Origin of the sequence: Micromonospora sp. NPDC050417, from assembly GCF_044458865.1 — a bacterium.
Classification (GTDB): Bacteria; Actinomycetota; Actinomycetes; order Mycobacteriales; family Micromonosporaceae; genus Micromonospora_G.
Genome location: NZ_JBITIH010000011.1, coordinates 216875 through 235262, shown reverse-complemented (window position 1 = coordinate 235262; position 18388 = coordinate 216875). Strand labels below are relative to the sequence as shown.

At 65.2% G+C, this 18388-nt stretch carries 12 protein-coding genes and 1 pseudogene; 12 read left to right on the top strand and 1 reads right to left on the bottom strand.

Annotation, left to right across the window (positions count from 1 at the left end):
* Positions 1 to 91: 91 nt before the first annotated feature.
* Positions 92 to 1468, bottom strand: coding sequence for a helix-turn-helix domain-containing protein (locus ACIBF5_RS16880; protein WP_396812473.1), 1377 nt, complete (start codon positions 1466 to 1468; stop codon positions 92 to 94).
* A 1351-nt stretch (positions 1469 to 2819) separates the two neighbouring features.
* Between ACIBF5_RS16880 and ACIBF5_RS16875 the strand changes: the two genes are divergently transcribed.
* The 12 genes and pseudogenes from ACIBF5_RS16875 to ACIBF5_RS16820 all read left to right on the top strand — a co-directional run bounded on the left by ACIBF5_RS16875 (position 2820) and on the right by ACIBF5_RS16820 (position 18137).
* A complete protein-coding gene (locus ACIBF5_RS16875) occupies positions 2820 to 3707 on the top strand; it encodes a replication-relaxation family protein (protein WP_396812471.1) in 888 nt (295 codons plus the stop codon).
* 236 nt (positions 3708 to 3943) lie between these two features.
* Positions 3944 to 4078: a hypothetical protein gene (locus tag ACIBF5_RS16870; protein WP_396812469.1), complete on the top strand. Its 135-nt coding sequence runs from the start codon at positions 3944 to 3946 to the stop codon at positions 4076 to 4078.
* Between the two features lie 22 nt (positions 4079 to 4100).
* The gene (locus ACIBF5_RS16865; protein WP_396812489.1) at positions 4101 to 5036 is read left to right on the top strand and encodes a DUF2637 domain-containing protein; all 936 of its coding nucleotides are present in this window, start codon (positions 4101 to 4103) and stop codon (positions 5034 to 5036) included.
* A 105-nt stretch (positions 5037 to 5141) separates the two neighbouring features.
* Positions 5142 to 5438, top strand: coding sequence for a hypothetical protein (locus ACIBF5_RS16860; RefSeq protein ID WP_396812467.1), 297 nt, complete (start codon positions 5142 to 5144; stop codon positions 5436 to 5438).
* Positions 5435 to 6907 carry a tyrosine-type recombinase/integrase gene (locus ACIBF5_RS16855; RefSeq protein WP_396812465.1) on the top strand — a complete coding sequence of 491 codons (1473 nt, stop codon included), beginning with the start codon at positions 5435 to 5437 and terminating at the stop codon, positions 6905 to 6907. The genes ACIBF5_RS16860 and ACIBF5_RS16855 overlap by 4 nt, the downstream gene beginning before the upstream one ends.
* Positions 6908 to 7220: 313 nt before the next feature.
* Positions 7221 to 9635 carry a type I restriction-modification system subunit M gene (locus tag ACIBF5_RS16850; protein ID WP_396812487.1) on the top strand — a complete coding sequence of 805 codons (2415 nt, stop codon included), beginning with the start codon at positions 7221 to 7223 and terminating at the stop codon, positions 9633 to 9635.
* Entirely contained in the window at positions 9632 to 10816 is a 1185-nt protein-coding gene (locus tag ACIBF5_RS16845) for a restriction endonuclease subunit S (RefSeq protein ID WP_396812463.1), read from the top strand. The genes ACIBF5_RS16850 and ACIBF5_RS16845 overlap by 4 nt, the downstream gene beginning before the upstream one ends.
* Positions 10813 to 13899, top strand: a complete 3087-nt coding sequence (locus ACIBF5_RS16840; RefSeq protein ID WP_396812461.1) for a type I restriction endonuclease subunit R — start codon at positions 10813 to 10815, stop codon at positions 13897 to 13899. The genes ACIBF5_RS16845 and ACIBF5_RS16840 overlap by 4 nt, the downstream gene beginning before the upstream one ends.
* Complete coding sequence (locus ACIBF5_RS16835; protein WP_396812459.1) at positions 13886 to 14605, top strand: M48 family metallopeptidase; 720 nt, start codon at positions 13886 to 13888, stop codon at positions 14603 to 14605. Before ACIBF5_RS16840 ends, ACIBF5_RS16835 begins: the two co-directional genes overlap by 14 nt.
* Positions 14606 to 14796: 191 nt before the next feature.
* Complete coding sequence (locus tag ACIBF5_RS16830) at positions 14797 to 16410, top strand: endonuclease NucS domain-containing protein (RefSeq protein ID WP_396812457.1); 1614 nt, start codon at positions 14797 to 14799, stop codon at positions 16408 to 16410.
* 475 nt (positions 16411 to 16885) lie between these two features.
* A pseudogene (locus tag ACIBF5_RS16825) lies at positions 16886 to 17215 on the top strand (NUDIX domain-containing protein).
* Between the two features lie 745 nt (positions 17216 to 17960).
* The gene (locus tag ACIBF5_RS16820; RefSeq protein ID WP_396812455.1) at positions 17961 to 18137 is read left to right on the top strand and encodes a hypothetical protein; all 177 of its coding nucleotides are present in this window, start codon (positions 17961 to 17963) and stop codon (positions 18135 to 18137) included.
* The last annotated feature ends 251 nt before the right edge of the window (positions 18138 to 18388 follow it).

The window sequence follows — 18388 nt, the reverse complement described above, 5'->3', positions numbered from 1 at the left end:
TGCGACGGTCCTCATCGGTCAACGTCAACGGCGGCAGCGTCGGATCTGGCACCCCACCAGCCTACTGCCTACTTACTTCTGACTCAGGACACTAGATAGTCTGGAGCGCCGGCCGCACCCGGTCGGAGAACTCCTGGACGGCGGCCAGACCGGCGTGCGGGGCGAGCTGCTCCGCGATGATGGCGAGATACCCGCGCGCCCGCTCCGAGCGGAGCCCCTGGGCTGCCTCTACAGCCTGGCATCCCACCACGCTGGCTTGCTCCGGCTCGCCCGCCTGCGCATGGGCAAGCGCCAGCAGCGCCAAGTTGAACTGCCGCCCTCGGGCATAGGTGCGGCCGTCCATATCCAGCGACTGCACCGCGAACCGGGCCGCCGTCTCGCCCCGACCGAGAGCAGCGAAGCAATGGCCGAACTTCGCCGACAGGTACGCCTCGTCGAAGTACCCGATCCACTGCGGCGCGCTGGCCCGTTCCGCGCGATCGAAGCTGCGTTCTGCCCGGTCCAGCGCCGCCGCGCACGCGGCTTCGTCGCCACCGACGGCATGGCCGTGCGCCTCTAGGACAGCCGATTCAGCCTGGATCGCGGCGACGCCGGACTCGGCCGCTGTCCGTCCGGCTGCGCGCGCCAGGTCGATCGCCTCCACGGACGCGCCGAGGTAGGCCGCCTGGTGACTCATCGCGGCGAGGATCTCCGCGCCGAGGGGCTGATCGCCTGCCGCGGCTGCCATCCGCAACGCCTGAACCATGTACCGCTGCGCCAGGCCGTGCAGGCCGACATCGTACGATGCCCACCCCGCGAGCTGAGTGGCCTCCGCCGCCGCCGAGAACAGCGCGGCACCGGTGCCGGCGTCGAAGCGGCCCCGCAGCAGCGCCGCCACCTCCGTGTCGAGGAACCGGACCAGCCCATCACGGACGTGGCCCCCGCCGTACCGGTTGTCCAGCGTCCGGTAGACGCCGGTGATCTGTCGGACGGTGTCGACGTCCGGCTGACCCACGAGGCGCTCACCGTCGCCGACTGGCCGCTCATCGAGTCGTACGGTCAGCCAGCGGAACGCCGGCGCGACGAACGCCGCCGCGCTGAACCCGGCCCCCACCAGGAGATCTCGCCGTTGCATGTCGCTCCGCCAGAGTTCCGCCGCGACCTCTACACCGTGTCGCCAGCCCGGTGCGAACTCTAGCCCGGCCAGGTCGTCGAGAACCGGTGCTGCGACGCTCGCGGTCAGTCCGCCGCTGTCGGCTGACACCTCCGTTACCAGGGCGCACAGCTGTCCGCCGGCACCGAGGGCGGCGTCGAGCAGCGCAGCGACGGAGGCGCTCGGGCGCTTGCGGCCTGCTTCAAGGTCCCATAGATAACCATGGGAGCAGTGCACCTGCTGCCCGAGCCGGCGCAGCGACAGCCCTCGCTGTTCGCGTAGCTTCCTCAGACGCGGCCCGAAGGTCGGGTTGACGGCGACGTGCTGTCGCGGCATGGCGCGCTCCTCGGAGCGAGATCATGGTGGCCGTCGCCGCACTGTCCGGGACACGGCTGTGTAGCTAGACGGTACCGCCTGTCCTGCGACCACGCGACCACGAAACGTGTGTCGCGGGCATACCATCAACCGTCACATTCGTCCGAGCCTGTCGGTCCAGATGCCTTCCTGGCCCTCGTCGACGATCGTCTCGCCCACATCGAAGAACACGCGTGCGATCACGTCTTGAATGCGCCTCCGGGCATGGAGTGTGATCTACGGGGGTCCGTGCGGCCGGAGCTGCCGGGCGCAGACGGGCGGCTCGGCTCGTCGGGGATGATCGCGAGGACACGCGGACGGAGCCTCGCGGGAAAGTTGGCACAGTTGCGTTCCCCGGACGTTGGGCACCGCCGTCGGACCACCGCGTACCCGTCCGGACGGATCAATCATTGTCCGCACGATCCACTCTGCGGGCGGAGCTCGTGAGCTGGATCGCGGCAGCTGAATGGTCTTGACAAGGCAGCCCGGTCGAGAGGTACTGGATGCACGTTCCCCGTGCGGCGGTCCTGATCGCCGGGCCACATAGGTCGATGCGTGGGCGCTCCGTAGGAGCGCTTGCTTTCGTTCTGGGCCCGCGCGAGCGGGTCGGTCGACCGGGTGCCGAGCGAGCTACAGGAGGCCGAGATGAAGGATTCTCTCCCGGCGGGTTGAGCCGATGCCCCACCCGGCCGCCGCAATGCCGGGCGGTCGTAGGAGTCCCCTGTCACGGGTTGTGACGGACCCGGGTGCCGCTGGGTTCACCAGCTGCCCTGTCCATTGCTGTCCATCTTTGTCTGCGCGACTGTGCTGCCCGCGGTCGTGTCGACTGCTGCTGCCCTGATCCGCCTCATGCTGGCCGGTGAGCCGGTCTACGCGTTCGTTGACATTTCCACAGTGGTACATCCTTTGGCCGCGTCCGCGCGACCCGCCCTGCCGGGCGTGACCCGGCAGGGTGCCGGCTACCCGCCGCACGGCTCCATCCGGCCGTGCGGCGGGTACGGCCGGCGATCTCACCATGGCGTCGTGGCTGTCGGCGCCGCCTAGCCCTTCAATCAAGGAGTTGTGTTGTTCTCCCACTGCTTCATTCCGCCGCTTCGGCCTCCGGTCGATGGCGGTGACAGATCCCGGCTTGACCTCGGTCCGGGCGTCCGTGTTGACGTCCGGGTTGGGGTCAGTCTTCGGCCGGACCCCCGAACTGACCCCCGAATATCGCTCATATCGCAGGTCACGGCCTCTGTCAGCACCTGCTGCGTGTCCTGCGAGAGACCCTGCATGGTCTCGGGTCTCTCCCCTGGGACCCGTATTACGAGAACCGACGAGGAGGTGAGATCCGGTGGATGATCCCGTCCTCCGCGTTCAGTCCCAGCTCACCGACCGCGACCGGGTGCTGCTGAACTGGTTGTACGACCACGGGGTGCTGACCTCGTTCCAGATCGCCCATGCCCTGTTTCCGTCGTTGGACTTCTGCCAACGCCGGCTGCGCACGCTGCACCGGCTACGGCTCGTGGGCCGGTTCCGGCCCCAGCGCGCCGACGGCGGCTCGTACCCGTACCACTACGTCATCGATCAACTCGGCGCCGAAGTCGTCGCCGCAGCCCGCGACGAGCGGCCACCACGCCGCGATCACGCCCGTGCAGAGCGGCGACGCTGGACCTCTAGCCGCAGCCTGGCGCACCGGCTCGGGATCAACGGCTTCTTCACCGACCTGGCCGGCTACGCCCGTACCCGACCAGGAGCGGAGCTGCGCCGATGGTTGCCGGAATCGGCGTGCGGCAGAGCCGGGGCCTTCACGAGCCCCGAAGATCCGGGGCTGGTGCGCGCCTACCAACCCCGGGTACGACCGGACGGGTACGGCCTGTGGGCCGAGGACGGTGCCGAGGTACCGGTCTTCGTGGAGTACGACTCGGGCGGCGAGCAACTGTCGGTCCTACTCGGCAAGCTGGTCGGGTACCAGGAACTGTTTGCCACGATCGGGCGGGTGTGGCCGGTGCTGTTCTGGCTGCACTCCGCTGCCCGGGAACGCAACCTGCGGCGCCTGCTCGCCGAGGCGTCACCGCCGGTGCCGATCGCCACCGGCACCCGCGATCACGCCACGGCGACGGGGCTCTCTCCGGCTGACGCCGTCTGGGCCATCGCGCACGGCGACAGCCAGCGGTACCGGCTGGTTGACCTCGCCGCGTACGTCGCCGACCAGCGACACCCACCGTTGGAGGCGGCATGAGCAGTGCCATCCGATCACCAGGAGGCGGCCCATACCTCGCCGGCTCCGCTGACAGCAAGAGCGAGGATCTGTCACCCGGCTGTCACGGCGAGACCGGCCAGCGCGGACAGCGCCGTGACAGATCGGGGCCCCTTCCGACATCACCCTTCCCGAGGTATCGTCCCGCGCCTTCTGCTGGCCGATACCCGCGCTTATGCGCGATCGTCCCCGTGATCAGCAGATTGAGAGGTACGGACATGATCTTTATCCCGATGCAGACCATCTCGGCAGCCGTCGATGCCGACGCCGCCGCGGTCCGGACGGAGGAGGTGCTTCGCCACGACTACGCCGCAGAACGATGCGGACGGTCCCCGGCGGACCGACCGGGCTGAGGGAGCCGTCCAGATCTTGATCATGCTCGCGATCGGCGGGGCCGCCGGTGCAGCGAGCTTCACCCACGTCCACAACGTCGCCGCAGCACACGGTCAACCAGGATGGCTTGCCTGGGCGGACGCGATCGTCCTGGAGCTGATGTCCATCGCCTCCGGACTCGAGCTGCGCCGCCGCAAACGCGCCCGTGCCTCGACGAGGTTCCCGGCGGTCGTCCTCGCCTGCGCGGTCACACTGTCCCTCGCCGCGCAGGTCGTCGAGGCTGAACCGTCACCGATCGGCTGGATCGCCGCAGCCGTGCCGGCGCTGGGCTTCCTCGTCATGGTCAAGGTCGCCCTCGGGTACGCCGGTACGGCGTCCCGGACCGGCACCGCCCCGTCCGCAACAGATCAGCTGGGCCGGATCGCAGACGTCGAGCCGCACGCCGGACCAAGCGATAGGGCCCGGTCCGCCGAAATGGCGGCGGAGCGGTCAGCCGACCGGACCGTCCACCCGTCCGGCACCAGCCATCGAGCGGACGGACGGACCGGCCGCCGCAACAGAAGTTCTTACGAGCGGTCCGCGGACCACTCGCAGGATGCGGACGGACTACTTCCTGCAGCACGGCGCATCCGGGACCAGCTCGCCGCGGACGAGCAGGCGCTCACCCGGGCAGCGCTCGCTGAGGCTCTCCGCACTGCAGGCCACACCGTTTCCAACACCCGCGTATCCGATCTCCTCAAGACCCTCAAAGCCGAGTCCCCGGCGACTGGGTCCAAGGACAGCCGGACTCCACCGGCCGCGACGGCGGCACCACTACCGAAACCCGATCAGCGGTCGGCGGGCATCGACCCACCCGACCACGTGGCCGGCACCACCGACCGGCCAGACATGGACGACAACCATCGATCCCACGAATCTGAGACATCTCACAACGATCAGGAGCACCTCGATCATGAGCACCCACGTGAACCCAACTGAGCAGCCTTACCGCGCACGCTAAACACCGCACCCACCATCCACACTGCTGAACCTGCGCCCGCTGCCGCCGAGGTGTGGACCGCCGAACGCCTCCGCGCCCTTGGCGTGACCACCACTCTCGCCACCGCGGCCTCGGTACTCGGGATCAGCCGATCCCAGGCGTACCGGCTCGCCGCCACCGACGCCTTCCCCACACCCCTGATCCGAGCCGGCACCCGCATCATCGTCCCGGTCGCCGGCCTGCTCCGGCTCCTGCTGCTCGAAACCCCCGCCCCGGCCGCCGACGACCGGCGACTTGATTGTGGCGGCGAGGCAAGCGTGGATGCAACGACCGCGCCACCAGCGGACTACGCCCACCACCGCTGGCGGCACCACGCCGAGCACCAGGGAGACGATGAGTGAAGGGATCCACCTTCAAACGCTGCGGCTGCCGCGACACCACCTCGGGCCGGCGGCTGGGGCGCTCCTGCCCCCAACTCCGCCGGCCCGGCGGTGGCTGGTCCCGCAGCCACGGCCAGTGGCACTGGCAGATCGAAGTTCCCGCCCGCGCTGACGGCAGTCGCCGGCCGCTGCGGCACGGCCCGTACTCGACCCAGGCCGACGCCGACACGGTCCTGGACCGCATCCGGGCCGCGCTCGCCGTCCCCGACCCCACCGACCCGCACGCCACCGTCAAGACCGGCGACCTCATCGAAACCGCTGTCAAGACCGGCGCCCCCGTCCCCAACCCGGACCAGATTCGCCGGGCGCTGCACCTGGACATCACCCCAACCGAACTGCCGACCGTGGCCAACTACCTCACTGACTGGCTCGCCGGGCGCAAGAACATCAAGAAGGGCACCCTGCGCTCCTATGAAGGCCACGTCCGGCTGTACCTGATCCCGTACCTCGGCCACCTGCGCATCGACCGGCTCCGGCCCGGCCACATCGACGCCATGTACGACGCCATCGACGAACGCAACACCACCATCAGTACTCTGCGTGCCAGCCGAGACCAGGCCAAGCGGGACCAGGTCAAGGGCCAGCGCGTCGTCGGCCCGGCGACTCAGCACCGCATCCACGCGACGCTGCGTAAAGCCCTCAACGACGCGATGCGCCGTCACCGGCTCATCGACGCCAACCCCGCCCTCATGGTCGAACTACCCCCGGCCCGGCCACCGAAGCCGACCATCTGGACCGACCAGCGCGTCAAGACCTGGCGCGACACCGGCAAGATCCCCAGCCCCGTCATGATCTGGACCCCCGAACAGACCGGACGATTCCTCGACCACACCCACGACGCCAACGACCGGCTCTACGCCCTCTACCACCTCATCACCTTCACCGGCCTACGCCGAGGCGAAGCCTGCGGCCTGCACTGGGACGACCTCGACCTCGACGCCCGGACCCTCACCGTACGGTGGCAGCTTGTTCAACACGGCTGGGCCACCGCCATCGACACTCCCAAGACCACCGACAGCGAAGCCGCCGTCGCCCTCGACGCCGAGACCGTCACCGTCCTGCGTGCCCACCGTGCCCGGCAACACCGCGAACGCTTCGCCGCCGGCACCGCCTGGACCAAAACCGGCCTCGTCTTCAGCACCCCTACCGGTGGCCGGCTCCATCCCGCCGACGTCACCGACCACTTCCACCACCTCGCCACCCAAGCCGCACTACCACCCATCCGCCTCCACGACCTCCGCCACGGCGCCGCCACCATGGGCCTCGCCGCCGGCGTCCAAATGAAGGTCATCTCCAACCGGCTCCGCCATTCCAGCCCTCACTTCACCGCCAAGTTCTACGGCGACGTTCTCCCCGAGCTATCCCACGCCGCCGCCGAAGCCACCGCGTCGGTCGTCCCGCGGCGCCGTGGAGCGACAGGGCCGGCGTAGTCCGCGGGCTGCCCACACGTCGCCAGCAGCGTTGCGTCAGCCGGCAGTGCCGCCTGCTGGCCGCACTCCGGAGCCGAAGGAACAGGGTCGGACTGGCCCGCGTCGGGGCGAGCCACGTCAGTGCCCGACGCTATCGTTAGGGCACGCAGTTCAGGCGTTGCTCATTGTGATGAATCTGTCGCTCAGCGGCATGCGAAGGATGGACGCCTCAGCATGGACAAGTCGCACTTCCGCCCCACCGCAGCTCGTGGGCAGGCTCTGCTCTCGACGTGGACAAGGGGGTGACGTGACGTTGGCTCTCAAAAAGTCGGACCTGTATAGCTCACTCTGGCGGAGCTGCGACGAGCTGCGCGGCGGTATGGATGCCAGTCAGTACAAGGACTACATCCTCACGTTGCTGTTCGTGAAGTACGTGACGGACAAGGCCAAGTCCGACCGGACCTCCTTGATCGATGTGCCCGCAGGTGGCTCCTTCGATGACATGGTTGCCCTCAAGGGTGACAAGGAGATCGGCGACAAGATTAACAAGATCATTGGTAGGCTCGCCGAGGCCAACGGGCTGGAGAAGGTCATCGACCTGGCCGACTTCAACGACGAGGAGAAGCTCGGCAAGGGCAAGGAGATGCAGGATCGCCTCTCCAAGCTGGTGACGATCTTCGCTGACCTGGACTTCCGAGGGAGCCGCGCCGAGGGCGACGACCTGCTTGGCGACGCCTACGAGTACCTGATGCGGCACTTCGCCACGGAGTCGGGCAAATCGAAGGGACAATTCTACACCCCGGCCGAGGTCTCACGCGTGCTTGCCAAGGTCGTCGGCATCGGACCGGGCACCCGGCAGGATCACACGGTCTACGACCCCACGTGCGGGTCGGGCTCGTTGCTCCTTAAGGTTGCCGATGAGGCTCCGCGAGGCATCACGATCTATGGCCAGGAGAAGGACAACGCCACTTGGGCGCTGGCCAAGATGAACATGATCCTCCACGGCAACGAGGACGCCGACATCCGCAAGGGTGACACTATCACCAGCCCGCAGTTGATCACGGGTGTACAGCTGCGGACCTTCGACTTCGCTGTCGCCAATCCGCCGTTCTCGATCAAGTCATGGAGCAACGGCCTGGAGAACGAGTACGGTCGATTCGAGTTCGGCCGACCGCCGGAGAAGAACGGCGACTACGCCTTCCTGCTGCACATTCTCAAGTCCCTCAAGAGCACCGGCAAGGCCGCGGTCATCCTGCCGCACGGTGTTCTCTTTCGCGGCAACGCCGAGGCCAGCATCCGTAAGGAGCTGCTGCGTCGTGGCTACATCAAGGGCATCATCGGCCTGCCAGCCAACCTCTTCTACGGCACCAGCATCCCGGCCTGCATCGTCATCCTCGACAAGGAGAACGCCCAGGCGCGCACTGGCGTCTTTATGATCGACGCCTCGAAAGGCTTCATCAAGGACGGCAACAAGAACCGCCTCCGCAGCCAGGACATCCACAAGATCGTCGACGTCTTCAACAGGCAGGTTGAGATCGAGCGCTACTCGCGCATGGTCCCGCTGCACGAGATCGCCGATCCGAAGAACGACTACAACCTCAACATCCCGCGCTACATCGATTCCTCCGAGCCAGAGGACACCCAAGACCTTCACGCGCACCTGCACGGAGGGATTCCGGAACGCGACCTGGACGCGCTCGGCCGTTACTGGGAGGCGTTCCCGAGCCTTCGTGCCACGCTTTTCAAGCCAAACCGCCCCGGCTACAGCGATCTCGCGGTCGGCGTGACCGAGGTGCAGCAGACCATCCTGGACTCCGACGAGTTCAAGAAGTTCGCTACTGACGTACGCAGCAAGGTCGATGACTGGTTCACCGCCCACCGGCCGATCCTGCAAGCCCTGGACGCGGACACCGTTCCCAGGGACCTGATCACTACGATCAGCGACGACCTACTGGCCAGGTTCAAGGATACACCCCTGCTCGACGAGTACGACGTCTATGAGCAGCTCATGACCCACTGGCACGGGGTTATGCACGACGATGTCTTCCTCATCATGAACGAGGGTTGGCTGGACGCGGCGAAGCCTCGCAAGACCATTGAGGACAAGGAGCGCAAGCTCACCGAGACGCCGGACCTCATCGTTGGTTCGGGCCGTAGCGCCACCAAGTACAAGATGGACCTCGTCCCACCTGCGCTCGTGGTCGCTCGCTACTTCGCGAACGAGCAGGCCGATGTAGATACGCTAAACGCGGCGGCCGAGGAAGCCAGCCGCGCCGTCGAAGAGTACATCGAGGAGCACGCCGTCGAAGACGGCCCGCTTGCCGAGGCGATGGACGACGGCAAGATCTCCAAGGCCCTTGCCTCAGCCCGACTTAAGGTGGCGCGGCACGAAGGAGCTGACCCGGAAGAGATCAAGGCCCTCCAGCACCTGATCAAGTTGTACAACGAAGAAGCTGTTGCCAAGAAGGCCGCCAAGGAAGCCCAGGCCGCACTCGACCTGGCGACCCTGAAGAAGTACGGTGACCTCACCTTGCCAGAGATCAAGCAGCTTGTACTCGACGACAAATGGCATGCAACGGTCACCAGCCGCGTGGCGTCTGAGGCTGACTCGCTCACGCTCGCCCTCGTCGAACGGCTGGAGGATCTGGGAGATCGCTATGTTGCGACGCCGGGCGAGATTGATGCTCGCCTCGCCGACCTCGACGCCAAAGTTTCCGCGCACCTTCATCAGATGGGTGTTACAGAGTGACCCGCCGTGTCATCGAAGACTGGAGACCAACGCGCCTCAGCGATTTGGTGTCGTTGCAACGTGGTCACGACTTGACCTGGCGACAGCGTAGGCCCGGGGCTATACCGGTAATAGGATCGGCAGGAGTCAATGGCATGCACGACCGAGCGATCGCACCCGGGCCGGGTGTTGTGCTCGGACGCAGCGGTGCATCGTTCGGTAAGGCTCACTACATTGACCGCGACTATTGGCCGCACAATACGGCCCTGTACGTGACTGACTTTCACGGGAATGAGCCGCGCTTCGTCTACTATCTACTCGACTCCATCGACTTTACTCGACACAACAGTGGTGGGGCCCAGCAGTCACTCAACAGAAACTTCATTGCCTCGATCACCCTCAATATCCCCGAACGCGAAGAGCAGCAGCGGATAGTCGCTGCTCTGGACGGTGCATCAGACCAAGCCGCCGCGATCGAAACGCTAATCGCCAAGAAGCGGGCGATCAAGCAGGGCATGCTGCAGCAGCTGCTGACCGGCAGGACCCGTCTGCCCGGCTTCACCGACCCTTGGCGCGAGGTCTTGCTCGGCAATCACGTAAGCTATCTCAAGACAGTTGCATTGTCGCGGGCGCAGCTTGACGTCGAGTCGCCCGTCCGCTATCTGCACTACGGCGACATCCATACTCGGAGCAGCGTCACGTTGGATGCTGCGCACGAGGCGATGCCACGAGCGAGTTCGACGTTGCTGCGGAATGCTGGTCGACTCCAGGTCGGGGATCTCGTGTTCGCTGATGCGTCAGAGGACCCAGACGGAGTCGGTAAGTCGGTCGAGGTGACGTCGATACCCGATGCGGGCGTGGTTCCCGGTCTTCACACCATCGCGGCACGGTTCGACAAGGCAGTGTTGGCGGATGGCTTCAAGGCGTATCTTCAGTTCATTCCGTCATTTCGGAACGCCTTGCTCCGCCTTGCTGCGGGTACCAAGGTCTTGGCGACAACGCGCTCGTTCATCTCCAGCATCACGCTAACGCTCCCGGACATCGACGAGCAGCGAGTAATCGCTTCGGCCATCGCCGACGCCGATCGTGAGATCAGCATTCTCCTCGTTCGGCTAGCGAAGGCGAGGGATGTCAAGAAGGGCATGATGCAGCAGCTACTGACTGGGCGTATCCGTCTTCCGGCCAAGGAGGGCGCGGCATGAGCAACGTCGGACAACCCGAGCGCAAGGCACAGGATCGTGTCGTTGCTCTATTCCAAGAGTCGCTGGGCTACGAATACGTCGGCAACTGGGAGTACCGCGACGGGAACTCGAACGTCGAGGTCGAGCTGCTTGCGCAGAATCTCCGTGCTCGCGGCTACAGCGACAACCTCATAAACAAGGCGGTCGACAAGCTGAAGAGCGACGCTTCGCTCGGCGGCGGCCGCGACCTCTACGAGGCGAACCGCGACGTCTATGGCCTGCTGCGCTATGGGGTGAAGGTCAAGCCCGGGGTGGGCGAGCAGACGGAGACGGTGTGGCTCATCGACTGGGCACGCCCGGAGGCCAATCACTTCGCCCTGGCGGAGGAAGTGACGGTGCTGGGCCAGCACACCAAGCGCCCAGACATCGTGCTGTACGTCAACGGCATCGCGCTCGGGACGATCGAGCTGAAGCGCTCGAAGGTCGCGGTCTCCGAGGGCATCCGACAGAGCTACGGAAACCAGCGGCCCGAGTTCATCCGCTCGTTCTTCACGACGGTGCAGCTCGTGATGGCCGGCAACGACGTGGAGGGGCTGCGCTACAGCGTCATCGACACGCCGGAGAAATACTGGCTGTCCTGGCGCGAGCCGTCTGACATAGCCGACCCCCTCGATCGTTCCCTGACCCAGCTCTGCTCGAAAGAGCGTCTGCTGGAGCTGGTCCACGACTTCATGGTCTTTGACGCGGGACAGAAGAAGACGTGCCGGCACAACCAGTACTTCGGAGTCAAGGCGGCCCAGGAGCGCATCGCCAAACGCGAGGGCGGCATCGTCTGGCATACGCAGGGGTCGGGCAAGTCCCTGACCATGGTGTGGTTGGCCAAGTGGATTCGCGAGCACCAGTCCGATGGCCGCGTGCTGCTCATCACCGACCGCACCGAGCTGGACGAGCAAATCGAGAAGGTCTTCCGTGGTGTCAACGAGTCCATCTACCGCACCAAGAGCGGCGCAGACCTGCTGGCCACCCTCAACACGAGCGAGGAGTGGCTAGTCTGCTCGCTGGTCCACAAGTTCCGCGGCTCGGAGGACGAATCGGCCCGCGACCAGGCCGAGAGCGAGTTCATCCGCGAGCTGAACGCGACCGTCCCCAAGGACTTCCGCGCCAAGGGCAACCTCTTCGTCTTCGTCGACGAGGCCCACCGCACCCAGTCGGGTAAGATGCACGACGCCATGAAGGCGCTCATGCCGGGCGCCATGTTCATCGGCTTCACCGGCACACCGCTGCTCAAGGCCGACAAGGCCACCACGATCGAAAAATTCGGCAGCTTCATCCACACCTACAAGTTCGATGAGGGTGTGGCCGACGGCGTTGTGCTCGACCTGCGCTATGAGGCGCGCAACATCGACCAGGAGTTGACCTCACCAGAGAAGGTCGACAAGTGGTTCGAAGCTAAGACCAAGGGCATGACGGACCTGTCCCGCGCTGAGCTCAAGAAGCGCTGGGGCACCATGCAGAAGGTTGTCAGCTCGGAGCCGCGTGCCCGGCAGATCGTCAACGACATCCTGCTCGATATGGAGATCAAGCCCCGCCTGTCGGATGGCCGAGGCAACGCCATTCTGGTCAGTTCGAGCATCTATCAGGCGTGCAAGTTCTATGAGCTGTTCAGACAGGCCGGGTTCAAGGGCAAGTGTGCCATCATCACGTCGTACGCGCCGCAGGCGGGCGACATCGCTAAGGAAGACGCCGGCCACGGCGCCACCGAGCGACTGCGCCAGTACGAGATTTATCGGCAGATGCTCGCCGACCACTTCGACGAGCCTGCCGACAAGGCGATGGCCAAGGTTGAGCAGTTCGAGAAGGACGTCAAGGACCGCTTCATTAACCATCCCGGTCAGATGCGCCTGCTCATCGTCGTCGACAAGCTCCTGACCGGCTTCGACGCCCCGAGCGCTACCTACCTTTACATCGACAAGAGGATGCAGGATCACGGGCTGTTCCAAGCCATCTGCCGGGTCAACCGCCTCGACGGCGACGACAAGGACTACGGCTACATCGTCGACTATCGGGACCTGTTCAACTCGCTTGAGTCCGCGATCACCGACTACACCGGTGGCGCCCTGGAAGGCTACGAGAAGAAGGACATAGAGGGCCTGCTGTCCGACCGGATCGAGAAGGCCCGCGAAGACCTCGACGAAGCTTTGGAGAAGATTCGGGCGCTGTGTGAGCCGGTCGAGCCGCCGAAGAACACCTTGCAGTACCAGCAGTACTTCTGTGCCCGCGAGCAGGGTGACGCCGAGCAGCTTAAGGCCAACGAGCCCAAGCGTGTGGCGCTGTATAAAGCTGTGGCGGCCGTGACCCGCGCGTACGGCAACCTCGCCAACGAGATGAACGCCGCTGGCTACAGCGATGCCGAAGCCGTAGCGATCAAGGACGAGATCGCCCACTATGCCAACGTGCGCGACGAGGTCAAGTTGGGCGCCGGTGAGAACGTCGACTTCAAGCAGTACGAGGCCGGCATGCGCCACTTGCTTGACACCTATATCAACGCAAAGCCCTCCGAGGTGGTGTCCGACTTCCAGGACGCCGGGCTGATTCAGCTGATTGTGCAAATGGGTGCCGGTGCGCTCGACAAGCTTCCCGCAGGAATCAAGAAAGACCCCGAAGCGGTAGCGGAGACGATCACGAACAACATGCGTAAGGTGATCATCGATGAGCGCGCGATGAACCCTAAATACTACGACAAGATGTCCGAACTGCTCGACGCCATCCTCGAAGAGCGGCGCCAGGGGGCGCTGGACTACAAAAATTACCTCGCGAAGCTGCTTGAGCACGCGACTAAGCTCGGCAAGGGCGAGTCCGACACCGAATATCCGGAGTGGGCCAATAACGGTGCCCGTCGCGCCCTGATTGACTTCTTCTGGCCGTCAACCGAGATTGCTGTTGAGATCGATGCGACAATCCGACACACCAAGCCGGACTCGTGGGTGGGCAATCCGATCAAGGAGAAGAAGGTCAAGCGCGCAATCGCTCGGGCACTGCCTGACCACTTCGACCGGCTTGATGAACTGTTTGAACTGGTACGGGCACGCCATGAATATCGCTAGTGCCCACCTGACGATCCTTGGCATCGACGTCGACGTCATTTATAAGGACATCAAGAATCTGCACATCGGCGTCTATCCGCCACTCGGGCGGGTCCGAGTTGCAGCTCCACGGAGGCTTGACGACGAGCACGTTCGACTGGCCGTGATTCAGCGGTTGTCGTGGATCAAACACCGGCGTGAGCAGCTGCGCTCGGCCGCGCGCCAGTCCGAGCGAGAGATGGTCACAGGCGAGTCCCACTATGTTTGGGGCGTTCGCCGCCGTATGAAGATCATCGAGCGCCCAGGGCGGGCGCACTTCGAGGTAGACGGCGAACGGCTGCTACTGTACGTCCCTGCCGGCGCTACAGCCGAGCGACGACGTGAACTGCTCGACCGATGGTGCCGGGAGCAGCTACGACAAGCGATCCCGAGTCTTATTGCCAAGTGGGAACCGATCCTGGAAGTGTCGGTGCCGCGATGGACAATCAGGCGCATGAAGACCAAGTGGGGGTCATGCAACCGGGAGAGCGGGCACATCTGGTTCAACGTTGAGCTTGCCAAGAAGCATCCAGCCTGCTTGGAGTACATTGTCGTCCATGAGATGACGCATCGCCTTGAACCCAACCACGGCCCGCGTTTTACCAAGATCATGGACCAGTTCATGCCCAACTGGCGGAGTCTTCGGGACCAGCTAAACGACGCTCCTCTAGCCGAGGAGACCTGGTGAGGTGCGGACTTGCGCAAGCGATGTCGGGTGCTCGACGGGTGCAATCGCCGAGGGGGCCCCAGTCGGTTCACGTTACTACGCTCGACCTCCGGATATCCCAGGTACGCCAGCGTCCCAGCGGTTCAAACGGCGTCAACTGACCCTCATATCCGGGAGACACGGCCGAAGCGTCGACGATCGAAGGCGGCGAGATGAGTGGAAAGGTCCATGAGAACGCCGTCCGGGACGCTTTGGCGTCCCGCCTCGCCCTGATCGAGCCAGGGCTGAGGTGCGTTGCCACGGAGTATCGGCTGCCAAGCCGGGTGGGCGCTGGCGGACGGATCGACATCCTCGCGCGGGACAGCACAGGCAGCTTCGTGATCATCGAGTTGAAGCGTACGGAAGCCGCCGCTGAGGTGGCGTTGCACGAGCTGCACAAGTATGTGGAGCTGTTCCGTCGGGAGAAGGGAATCGGCCCCGCTGACGTCCGCGTGGTGCTTGCGGCGGTCGAATGGCGCGGGCTGCATGCCGCGTTCAGCCAGGCGGCCCGGGAGTGGTCCATGGATCTACGTGGGTACCGGTTGACGCTGAAGGATGACGGAGTGACCCCGATTGCTGCTGACCGCGTGCAGCCGCTGGCAGAGGCCACTGTTCGGGAGCTGACCCCAATCCAGCTGCTGGTACAGACGCGCACCGGCAACCTCGACGCGATCTGGCGCTGGGCCCTACGTGAGTTGCAGGCCGCCGGCGTACGCCACATGGTCGGCTTCGAGGTCGCCCACCCGACGTACGACCCGGGCATCTATCTCGTGCTCGGTCGGATGTCGCCACTCGTTTCTGATATGGCCAGTGGCAACGAGGACGGGTGCGGCACCGTAGACAATGGCGAATGGGAGGAGGAAGTATTCGACGTCTCCGACGCACCACCCGGCTACGAGGCGGAGCACCGCGCACAGGGTTGGCTGTGCCGGTCGTTCAACTCCTTCCAAATCGAGTTGGGGCATCCGCATGTACTCGCGCAACTGGCAGCCGACCCGGACTGGACCATTCGCGCCGTCCGCCGTACCGGGGTGTACACCGACGAAGTGCTGTACCCGGATGATGAAGTGCTGTTCGATGCTCAGTGCGGCGGGTTATCGGACGTCAAGTACTCCGGATCAGCGCGGGTCGATCACCCGGCACGGTGGCAACGCCTCCTCGACCGTCTCAACCGGGCGTTGGCCGGAAACGCAGACTGGGCGCGGATCGTGCACGCCTGGTGCCGGGAACTTACTGCAGCCGAGGACTCAGTCGAACTGACTTGCCATATCTATAACCCGTGTGACCTGCCGGCGGCGGTGGCGTTCGGTTGGCCTTCGCGGTGGCTTGAGTTCGTTCCGATGGGGCTGTGCGTGGCCCGGGCGGCTGGCAAGCCCGCCAGGACGCTGCAGTGCGTACTCGCCTGGAACGGCTTGGGCATCGATGTGCCGAGCGCGTTCGAGTGCGCCTACCAAGACCCGATGAAGTGGATCATCGCCCGTAATGGTGGTGTTGCCTGGGAGACTGATCTCGAGTTCCTCCGGCTTCTCGGGCTGCGGTACGTCGTGCTGGAAACCATCGAGGGTGAACGCTTGCCGCGCCAAGTGGACTGGGACGATGACGACTGGCTGGTGCGCCGTGAGCCCGATCGAGTCGACGGCGCGGGCGTCGCATGGAGCGGAGTCCTGCCGCTCGCCAAGTGGGTGCACGACAACCGGCGTGGTCTGGACCTCCTGGCCACCTGGTTGCGCTCCGAGGCCGGGATCTCCATGCCCACGGGCACGCTCGAACGGGCGCCGCGCGGGTAGTGGCAGGTACAGCTCCGGGTGACGCTCCTTGAGGGTGCATGAGCTGCCTGGGCCGGGTGCTCTCCGGGTGCTCGGACGCTGTGGATGACCGTGTAGTCGGCTGGACCTGGTGGACGAGGCGAGCGGGAAGCCGGGCGAGAACCGGCGCGGACTGGACCATTTGGACGGGCCGGGACGCGCCCGACTCTTTAAGATCAGGCTCTTAATCCGCGGGTTCGGGGTTCGAGTCCCTGGCGGCGCACCACTGGAAAGGCCCTGACTCGGTGTAAACACCGAGTCAGGGCCTTTTCCGTGTCCGGTGATGGTGGGCCGGATGGTCGGGGGTGCTCGGGAGCCGTTGGACCGGGCTGGCATCGGTGGGACGGGGTGGAGTGGCGGGGGTGCCTCGGATCTGGTGACTCATTGTGCGTGCGTTCTTCGACCCGGTAACTGTGCACCGCTGGTGGTAGGCCGCCGGGAGCGGATAGGGCAAGTCGTGCGTGAGATCGTGCGCAGGTCGGTGCGGGCCATTCCTCTCGATGGGGACGGCCGCTTGGTGCTGATCAAGCGGGTCGAGCCCGGCCAGGCGCCGTACTGGACAACCCCGGGCGGCGGCTTGGAGTCGACGGACGTCTCCCTGGAGGCGGCACTTCGCCGCGAGTTGCGCGAGTACCGGGCAGGAGTTCGCTGACCCCTCGCATGGTGACTACCAGCTCGACCGGGTGACGATCGACAAGCTGCCCGCGCGGTGGATCTCAAGCCTGATGCGCTGAAAGAGTTCATCAGCGCCAATGAGGAGGCCCTGTTCTCATGTAGGGCAGGCTGACCACAGCATCGTTGGGCCGAGCCTGAAGTCCCGAGCTGTCTGAAGGTTTCTCGCGGGCTTCGGACACCGCCCAGGATGGCGGCGAGCAGCCGGCGGGCTGTGCTAACAACCTCGGCAGCCCCCGCATCGTCACTGGCGTGGCGGGAAGGGCGGAGACCGGCCGGATTGGTGGGTGTAGGGCTCCTGCATGCGCCCGCAGCGCGGAATGTCGGGGGATGAACATCGCCAGCGGGCAACACGCGCTTATGCCGGCACGGCAGCGAGGTCCCGTACCACCGCACCGACCTGTCGGCGGAGGCGGGCAGGATTTAGGTACACGACTTCAATGATCGACCACGCTCGGTCACTACCGAATGTGAGACAGGGACGAATGTGAGACAGAGTCGTTCGGTTGACCGACCCTTCAGCGGGTAGCGGGTAGCGGGAGGGGGAGGTCCGTGTCCGGACGGAAGCCGTAGTGGTGCCACCTCGGCCCGGCACCCCTGCCCGCTTACTCGGCGACGCTCTATCACAGTTTCGCGTGCCCGATGTGCCGCCGAGCAATTCGTGTAGACATGGGACGTTCTAGGTCGCTCTGGAAGCATCCCTTGTTGACTTTCGTCAAGGGCTCGTCAAGATCCAGAACTTGCACGTCAAGGGCGAGTGAAAGGCATTGCGTGGCTTGTTGTCCCGGCGTGAGTATTGCCCTGTGGCAGGGAAGCGTTCAGGGCTTCAGAATAGCTGCCAGAATGTCTAAGGAGTGGGAATGGAAACGTCCGAGACCCCCAAGGCCGTCCAGGCCAAGCGGCTTGCGCTGGCCGTCGTCGCCGCTGCGGCACTCGGTGGAGCGATTGCCGCGCCCGCTATCGCGGCCGAGAAGCCCCAGGACTCGTCCGTCCAGCAGGTCGAGGCGTGGAACTACCACGAGCCGTACTACATCTGATAGTAACGGAATTGCGGCCACGCCCGTGGTGCTGGCCATCTCAGAAGGACGCTTGATTGTCCTGGCTGAGATCGGTCGGCCCCTGGGGGGTTGTTGTGAACCCGGGCGATAACCCTGGGTGCCCGCGCGCGTTCCGATGAATGACGCGGACACGGGTAACCCAGGTTGCTCGGAAGGGCGGTAGGCACAGGCCGTTGCGATCATGGATTTTGACCCCCTCTGATCCCCGCACGCCTGTGCCTACTGCCCTC

Coding starts and splice junctions, on each gene's coding strand:
- ACIBF5_RS16865 (WP_396812489.1), top strand. CDS start 4,101: ATGCTCGCGATCGGCGGGGCCGCCGGTGCAGCGAGCTTCACCCACGTC.
- ACIBF5_RS16835 (WP_396812459.1), top strand. CDS start 13,886: ATGAATATCGCTAGTGCCCACCTGACGATCCTTGGCATCGACGTCGAC.
- ACIBF5_RS16830 (WP_396812457.1), top strand. CDS start 14,797: ATGAGTGGAAAGGTCCATGAGAACGCCGTCCGGGACGCTTTGGCGTCC.
- ACIBF5_RS16840 (WP_396812461.1), top strand. CDS start 10,813: ATGAGCAACGTCGGACAACCCGAGCGCAAGGCACAGGATCGTGTCGTT.
- ACIBF5_RS16870 (WP_396812469.1), top strand. CDS start 3,944: ATGATCTTTATCCCGATGCAGACCATCTCGGCAGCCGTCGATGCCGAC.
- ACIBF5_RS16820 (WP_396812455.1), top strand. CDS start 17,961: ATGGAAACGTCCGAGACCCCCAAGGCCGTCCAGGCCAAGCGGCTTGCG.
- ACIBF5_RS16880 (WP_396812473.1), bottom strand. CDS start 1,468: ATGCCGCGACAGCACGTCGCCGTCAACCCGACCTTCGGGCCGCGTCTG.